The sequence below is a fragment of the Asanoa sp. NPDC050611 genome, assembly GCF_040654855.1.
Classification (GTDB): Bacteria; Actinomycetota; Actinomycetes; order Mycobacteriales; family Micromonosporaceae; genus Asanoa.
On sequence record NZ_JBFAIU010000384.1, the window covers coordinates 1 to 6,496 of the forward strand.

General features: G+C 74.3%; 6 protein-coding genes and 2 pseudogenes. All 8 read right to left on the reverse strand.

From position 1 onward, the window contains the following. A pseudogene (locus AB0H87_RS35765) lies at nt 1-231 on the reverse strand (methionyl-tRNA formyltransferase); the annotation flags it as partial. Next, nucleotides 231-794, reverse strand: coding sequence for a peptide deformylase (gene def, locus AB0H87_RS35770; protein ID WP_360156181.1), 564 nt, complete (start codon nt 792-794; stop codon nt 231-233). The pseudogene AB0H87_RS35765 and the gene def, both read right to left, overlap by 1 nt. A 100-nt stretch (nt 795-894) precedes the next feature. Beyond that, complete coding sequence (locus AB0H87_RS35775) at nt 895-2,919, reverse strand: primosomal protein N' (protein ID WP_360156195.1); 2,025 nt, start codon at nt 2,917-2,919, stop codon at nt 895-897. A 152-nt stretch (nt 2,920-3,071) separates the two neighbouring features. Further along, nucleotides 3,072-4,268, reverse strand: coding sequence for a methionine adenosyltransferase (metK, locus tag AB0H87_RS35780; protein ID WP_360156184.1), 1,197 nt, complete (start codon nt 4,266-4,268; stop codon nt 3,072-3,074). 75 nt (nt 4,269-4,343) lie between these two features. Further along, complete coding sequence (coaBC, locus tag AB0H87_RS35785) at nt 4,344-5,555, reverse strand: bifunctional phosphopantothenoylcysteine decarboxylase/phosphopantothenate--cysteine ligase CoaBC (RefSeq protein ID WP_360156187.1); 1,212 nt, start codon at nt 5,553-5,555, stop codon at nt 4,344-4,346. A 4-nt stretch (nt 5,556-5,559) separates the two neighbouring features. Then, a complete protein-coding gene (gene rpoZ / locus AB0H87_RS35790) occupies nt 5,560-5,826 on the reverse strand; it encodes a DNA-directed RNA polymerase subunit omega (protein WP_013285517.1) in 267 nt (88 codons plus the stop codon). 21 nt (nt 5,827-5,847) lie between these two features. Then, a complete protein-coding gene (locus AB0H87_RS35795; RefSeq protein ID WP_360156192.1) occupies nt 5,848-6,378 on the reverse strand; it encodes a guanylate kinase in 531 nt (176 codons plus the stop codon). A gap of 25 nt (nt 6,379-6,403) precedes the next feature. Next, nucleotides 6,404-6,496: pseudogene (locus AB0H87_RS35800) on the reverse strand (integration host factor); the annotation flags it as partial.

Sequence of the window (6,496 nt, forward strand, 5' to 3'; positions counted from 1 at the left end):
GAGCGCGCGCAGCCGTTCCTGGAACTCGGGCTCGCGCGGCTTGGCCGGGGTGAGCACCTCGACGCCGTGCTCGTCGGCCCAGGCGCCGGCGGGCGAGCGCACCAGGTGGCGGCCCCGGCCGGCGGGCGCGTCCGGGCGCGTGACGACCGCGAGCAGCTCGTGGGAGGACGCCGCGATCGCGTCCAGCGCCGGCACCGCGACCGCCGGCGTGCCGGCGAAGACCAGTCGCATCAGCGCACCCCGCCCAGGCCGAACGCCGCACCGCCGTGCGGGCTGGCCTTGATCACCGGCGGCGCGCCGGCGTCGTACCACTCGGCCTGGCGGATCTCCTTCATCGCTTCCTTGCGGGCGCCCGCGTCGAGCCGGTCGAGGAACAGCACCCCGTCGAGGTGGTCGGTCTCGTGCTGCACGCAGCGCGCCATCAGCCCCGTGCCGACCAGCTTGATCGGGTCGCCGAACTGGTTGAAGCCGGTGGCGACGACGTTCATGCGGCGCTTCGTGTCGACATAGATCCCCGGGATCGACAGGCAACCCTCCGGACCGTCCTGCTCCTCCTCGTCGGGGAAGCTGACCTGCGGGTTGACGATGTGGCCGACCACGTCGTCGACGTCGAAGGCGAACACCCGCAGGCCGACACCGAGCTGCGGCGCGGCCAGCCCGGCCCCCGACTGCTCCTGCATGGTCTCCACCAGGTCGGCGACCAGCTTGCGCAGCTCAGCGTCGAAGTCGACGACCGGGTCCGCGGGCGTACGTAGCACCGGGTCGCCGAACAGACGGATGGGCTGGACGGTCACGTGGAACTCCTCGTTCGGGTCGCCCGCGCGGGGCACGCGGGCGCAATCCCGACAAGTCTACGGTCTTGGTCAGTGGTGCTCGTGTGGTGCTCGTGTGGCCTCAGAAGAGGTCCGTGGCGTCTACCTGCACTCTTACGGCGTCGGGCGCCTTGCGGGCGCTGCGGACCCCCGACGCGGCGTGCAGGGCGGCCGCGACCTCGGCCGCCCGGCCCCGGGTGGCGCGGACCAGATAGCGCTCCTGGTCCTGGTCGGCGGGCACCGGGCCGAGCAGCTCGGCCTCCGGCGGCAGGTGGACGGCCTGCAGCAGGTCGGCCACCGCGGGCGCGGGGCCGGTCAGGCTGGTCATCCGGGCCGCGGGCGGGAACCCCAGCTCGCGGCGCTCGGCCAGCTCGCGGGCCGCGTACCAGCCCGGGTCCCAGCGCAGCAGCGCCTGCACGACCGGCACGCCGCCGTCGGCGACGATCACGACCCGGCCGCCCGCGCCTCCCGGCCTGGCCAGTGCGGCGGCCGTCATCCACCGCCGCAGGGCCTCCTCGCCCGCGCGCAGGTCGGCCCGGGTGAGCAGGGCCCAGGTGTCGAGCAGCAGCACCGCGCCGTAGCCACCGGTCGCGACGGGCTCCGCGCCCGGCGTGGCGACCACCACCGCGGCGGCGGCGGGCACCTCGGTGAGCACCTCGTCGCGCCCGGACGTGCGGACCGGGATCTCCGGGAACGCGCGGCCGAGCTCCTCGGCCGTCCGGCGGGCGCCGGTGACGGCCGCCCGCAGGCCGCGGCCGCCGCAGTGCGGGCAGACGTGGTCGCCGGCGACGCGGCCGCACCAGCGGCAGGCCGGCACGGCGTGGGAGGAGCGCAGGGCGAGCGGCCCCTGGCAGGTGCCGCAGCGGGCCGGGGCGCGGCAGGTGGCGCAGGAGACCGACGGCAGGTAGCCGCGGCGGGGCACCTGGACCAGCACCGGCGTGTCGGCCTTCAGGGCGGCCCGGGCGGCGTCCCAGGCCAGGCTCGGCAGCCGGGCGGTCGCCGCGCCGGGGTCGCGGGCCAGCTGCGGGTCGTCGCCGGTCGGCGTGATGGCGGGGGTACGCCGCCGCACTGTCGCGCGGTCGGCGGCCACCTCGTGCGCCCAGCCCGTCTCGACCAGCAGCTGCGCCTCGGCGGTGCGGGCGTACCCGGCGACGAGGGCGGCGGCCCCGGCCCGCTGGGCGCGGGTGAGCAGCACCTCGCGGGCGTGCGGGTAGGGCGCCCGCGGCTCGGCGTGCAGGTCGTCGCCGTCGTCCCAGATCACCACGAGGCCCACGTCGGCGACCGGCGCGAACGCGGCGGCCCGGGTGCCCGCGACCACCTTGACGATGCCGCGGCTGGCGGCGAGGAAGGCGCGGTAGCGCTTCGCGGGCCCCAGCCCGGCTGCCAGGGTGACGTGCCGGTCCTTGCCGAGGGCCTGGGTGAGCGCGGCATCGAGGCGGTCGAGGTCACGGGCATCGGGCACGACGGCGACGACGCCCTTGCCGGCGGCCAGGGTGACGGCCGCGGCCTCGGCGATCCGGGCGGGCCAGTCCTCACCGGCGAGGGCGGACCACACGGCGCGGGGGGCCTTGCCGTCACGCAGCGCCCGCAGGAAGCCCTCCCCCGCGTGGTAGTCGGACCACCCGGTGTCCGTGACGGGCGGCGCCGGGGCATCCGCGCCTGCCGGCTCACCCGACCGCGCCCGGTCGGCATCTGGCGCCTGGTCGGCATCCCGCGGTTGGCCTTCGGCCGGCGGCTGGCCGGTGGCCGCCGGGTCACTCCCGGCCGGCGGCGACTGTTCGGCGCGCGCGTGGCGTGGTGGGACCGCGAGGCGGAGGACGTCGGCGAGGCTGCCGGCGTAGCGGTCCGCGACCGCCCGGGCCAGCCCCGCGATCTCCGGGGTCAGCACCCGCTCCGGAGAGACGAGCCGCTCCAGGTAGGCCAGCTTGGGCACCGCCGACTCGGCGGCGCGCTCGATCAGCCAGCCGTCGACGAGCTGGCCGGCGAAGCGCACCTTGACCCGGGTGCCCGGCCGGGCGGACTCGTGCAACTCGGCCGGGACCAGGTAGTCGAAGAGCCGGTCCAGGTGCGGCAGCGGCACGTCGACGCAGACACGGGCGACCGGCAGCTCGGGTGCGGGTTCGCGCTCCGCACGGTTGCTCCGGTTCGCCACCGCACCATCCTTCCACCGCCCGCCCGCTCACCCGCCGGGCCGTGCGGCCCCGGGGCCAGGGCACGGAAAAGGCGGGCCCGTGGGCCCGCCTTTCCGACAGCTGTGCCTCAGAGGCCGGCGGCGTTCTTCAGGTCGGCCGCGCGGTCGGTGTTCTCCCAGGTCAGGTCCGGCAGCTCGCGGCCGAAGTGGCCGTAGGCGGCGGTCTGCTGGTAGATCGGGCGGAGCAGGTCGAGGTCGCGGATGATCGCGGCCGGACGCAGGTCGAAGACCTCGCCGATCGCCTTCTCGATGCGGTCGACCGCCACGTTCTCGGTGCCGAACGTCTCGACGAACAGGCTCACCGGGTGCGCCTTGCCGATCGCGTAGGCGACCTGCGCCTCGCAGCGCTCGGCCAGGCCCGCGGCCACGACGTTCTTGGCGACCCAGCGCATCGCGTACGCGGCCGAGCGGTCCACCTTGGACGGGTCCTTGCCGGAGAACGCGCCGCCGCCGTGGCGGGCGTAGCCGCCGTAGGTGTCCACGATGATCTTGCGGCCGGTCAGGCCCGCGTCGCCCATCGGGCCGCCGATCTCGAAGCGGCCGGTCGGGTTGACGAGCAGGCGGTAGCCCTCGGTGTCGAGGCCGAGGCCCTCCAGCTCGGGCCCGATCACGTGCTCGCGCACGTCCGGTGTGAGCAGGGACTCCAGCGAGATGTCGGCGGCGTGCTGCGACGAGACCACGACGGTGTCGAGGCGCATCGGGCGCAGGCCGTCGTATTCGATGGTGACCTGGGTCTTGCCGTCGGGACGCAGGTAGGGCACCGTGCCGTCCTTGCGCACCACCGACAGGCGACGGGCCAGCCGGTGCGCCAGCGCGATCGGCAGCGGCATCAGCTCGGGCGTCTCCGAGCAGGCGAAGCCGAACATCATGCCCTGGTCGCCGGCGCCCTGGCGGTCGAGCGCGTCGCCCGCGCTCTCGCCGTCGCGCAACTCGATCGCGGTGTCGACGCCCTGCGCGATGTCGGGCGACTGCGAGCCGATCGAGATGCTGACGCCGCACGACGCGCCGTCGAAGCCCTTCTTCGACGAGTCGTAGCCGATGCCGAGGATGGTCTCGCGGACGATGGTGGGGATGTCCGCGTACGCCTGGGTCGTCACCTCGCCGGCGACGTGGACCTGGCCGGTCGTGATCATGGTCTCGACCGCGACCCGGCTGCGCGGGTCCTGTGACAGGAGCGCGTCGAGGATGCCATCGCTGATCTGGTCAGCGATCTTGTCCGGATGGCCCTCCGTAACCGACTCGGACGTGAACAGGCGACGTGCCACGGTGCTCCTTCACAAAAGTTCGGGTCCGGCCCAGGGTGCGCCGCGCCGCCATGCCTCCTGCGGCAACACCCTCGGTCAAGACGTGCTCAAGCGTGTTGTTACCAGATCCCAGACGGCGTCGGCCAGGTCTTCCTTAGGTTGCTGCGGAAAAACGGTTTCCGTGCCGTCGGCACCGAGCACCGTCGCGGCGTTGGCGTCGGACCCGAAGACCTTATCGGCGCCGACCTGGTTGACGACGATCATGTCGGCTTTCTTGACGGCGAGTTTCCGCCGCGCGTTGGCCAGCGCCTCGCCGCTCGCCACGGTCTCGGCCGCGAAGACCACCAGCACCTGGCCGGCGGGCTTGCGTTCGCCCAGCTCGGCGGCGATGTCGGGGTTGAGCGCCAGGGCGATCGGCGCGGGCTCGGCGCCGGGCACCTTTTTGATCTTTTCCGCGGCGTACGCGGCGGGCCGGAAGTCCGCGGGCGCGGCGGCCATCACGACGGCGTCGGCGTCGGCGGCGGCCTCGACGGTCGCCTTGCGCAGCTCCTCGGTGGTGCCGACGACCACGACGTCGACGCCGGCCGGCGCGGGAAGGGTGGGGTTGGCGCTGACCAGGGTGACCCGCGCGCCGCGAGCGGCGGCGGTGCGGGCGAACGCGTACCCCTGCTTGCCCGAGGAGCGGTTGCCCAGGAAGCGCACCGGGTCGAGCGGCTCACGGGTGCCGCCGGCCGTGACCACGACGTGCCGGCCCGCGAGGTCGGCTCCGGCGCCGCCGCGGACCAGCGCCCGCCGGGCGTACGCGAAGATCTCTGTCGGGTCCGGTAGCCGGCCCTTGCCCGTGTCGGAGCCCGTCAGCCGGCCGCTCGCGGGCTCGATGACCAGCGTGCCGCGGGACCGCAGCAGGGCCACGTTGGCCTGGGTGGCCGGGTGCTCCCACATCTCGGTGTGCATCGCCGGCGCCAGCACGACCGGGCAGCGGGCGGTGAGCAGCGTGTTGGTCAGGAGGTCGTCGGCGAGGCCGTGCGCGGCCTTCGCGATCAGGTCGGCGGTGGCCGGAGCCACCACGACGAGGTCGGCCTCCTTGCCGAGGCGCACGTGCGGCACCTCGTGCGCGTCGGCCCACACGTCGTCGGCGACCGGCTCACGGGACAGCGCGGCCCAGGTCGGTGCGCCGACGAAGCGCAGTGCGGACGCGGTCGGAATGACCCTCACCCGGTGCCCCGACTCGGTGAACAGGCGGAGCAGCTCGGCGGCCTTGTAGGCGGCGATCCCGCCACCGACGCCGAGAACGACCCGGGCGGTCATGACCTCAGGGCTGGTCGGTCGGCTCGGCCGTGAGCAGGCCGGCGTTGATCTCGCGCATCGCGATCGAGAGGGGCTTCTCCTGCGGCGTGGTCTCCACCAGCGGGCCGACGTATTCCAGGAGGCCTTCGCCGAGCTGGCTGTAGTAGGCGTTGACCTGGCGGGCGCGCTTGGCCGCGAAGATGACCAGGGCGTACTTCGACGTGGTCTTCTCGAGCAGCTCGTCGATCGGCGGGTTGGTGATGCCTTCAGGGTTGGTGGCGATGGATCCCACGGAAAACAAACCTCTGCGTTCTCAACCGCCGCGCGGCGGTCGGGCCGGGGTCAGGAATGGCGAACCGAGCAATCCTACCAGCTCGTCGGCCGCTCGCCCGGCGGCGTGGTTGATGATCGCGCCGGCTATCCCGTCCCCCGCCGCCGTGACCCGTTCGTGCGGGGCGAGCAGGAGCACCACGCGGGCGTCCGGGACGGCCAGGGTGACCAGCTCGGCGCCGCGGGGGTCGATGGAGAGCAGGACCGGCTCGCCCGCGGCCAGCCAGGCGTCCACGGGACGGCGGGGCGTGCCGTACCGGTGGTGCCTGATCGCCGCGGACTCGAGCAGGCCCTGCTCCGCGATCAGCCGGTCGTACGCGGCCTCGTCGACGAACGTGTAGTGCACGCCGTCGACCTCGTGGTCGCGCCGCCGCCGGGTGGTGACCATGACGGGTATCCGCACCCATGGCGAACGCGCCCGGACCAGCCGGATCACGGCGGCCCGCCCGGCCTCGGAAGGACCGGTCAGGACCGTGAGCCGAGCCGCCGGGCGCGCCTCGTCATGCATGGTCACAGCTTCGTTCTACCCGCGTGGCGGGTCAGTTGCCGGCGAACTCTCCAAGGAGCGCCTTGCGCTGCTGGTCGCCCAGACCGCGCAGCCGGCGGCTGTCGGCGATCTTGAGCTTCTCCAT

Bases quoted from the DNA above. Each gene is read 5' to 3' on its own strand.
- coaBC (WP_360156187.1), bottom strand. From the start codon at position 5,555: ATGACCGCCCGGGTCGTTCTCGGCGTCGGTGGCGGGATCGCCGCCTAC.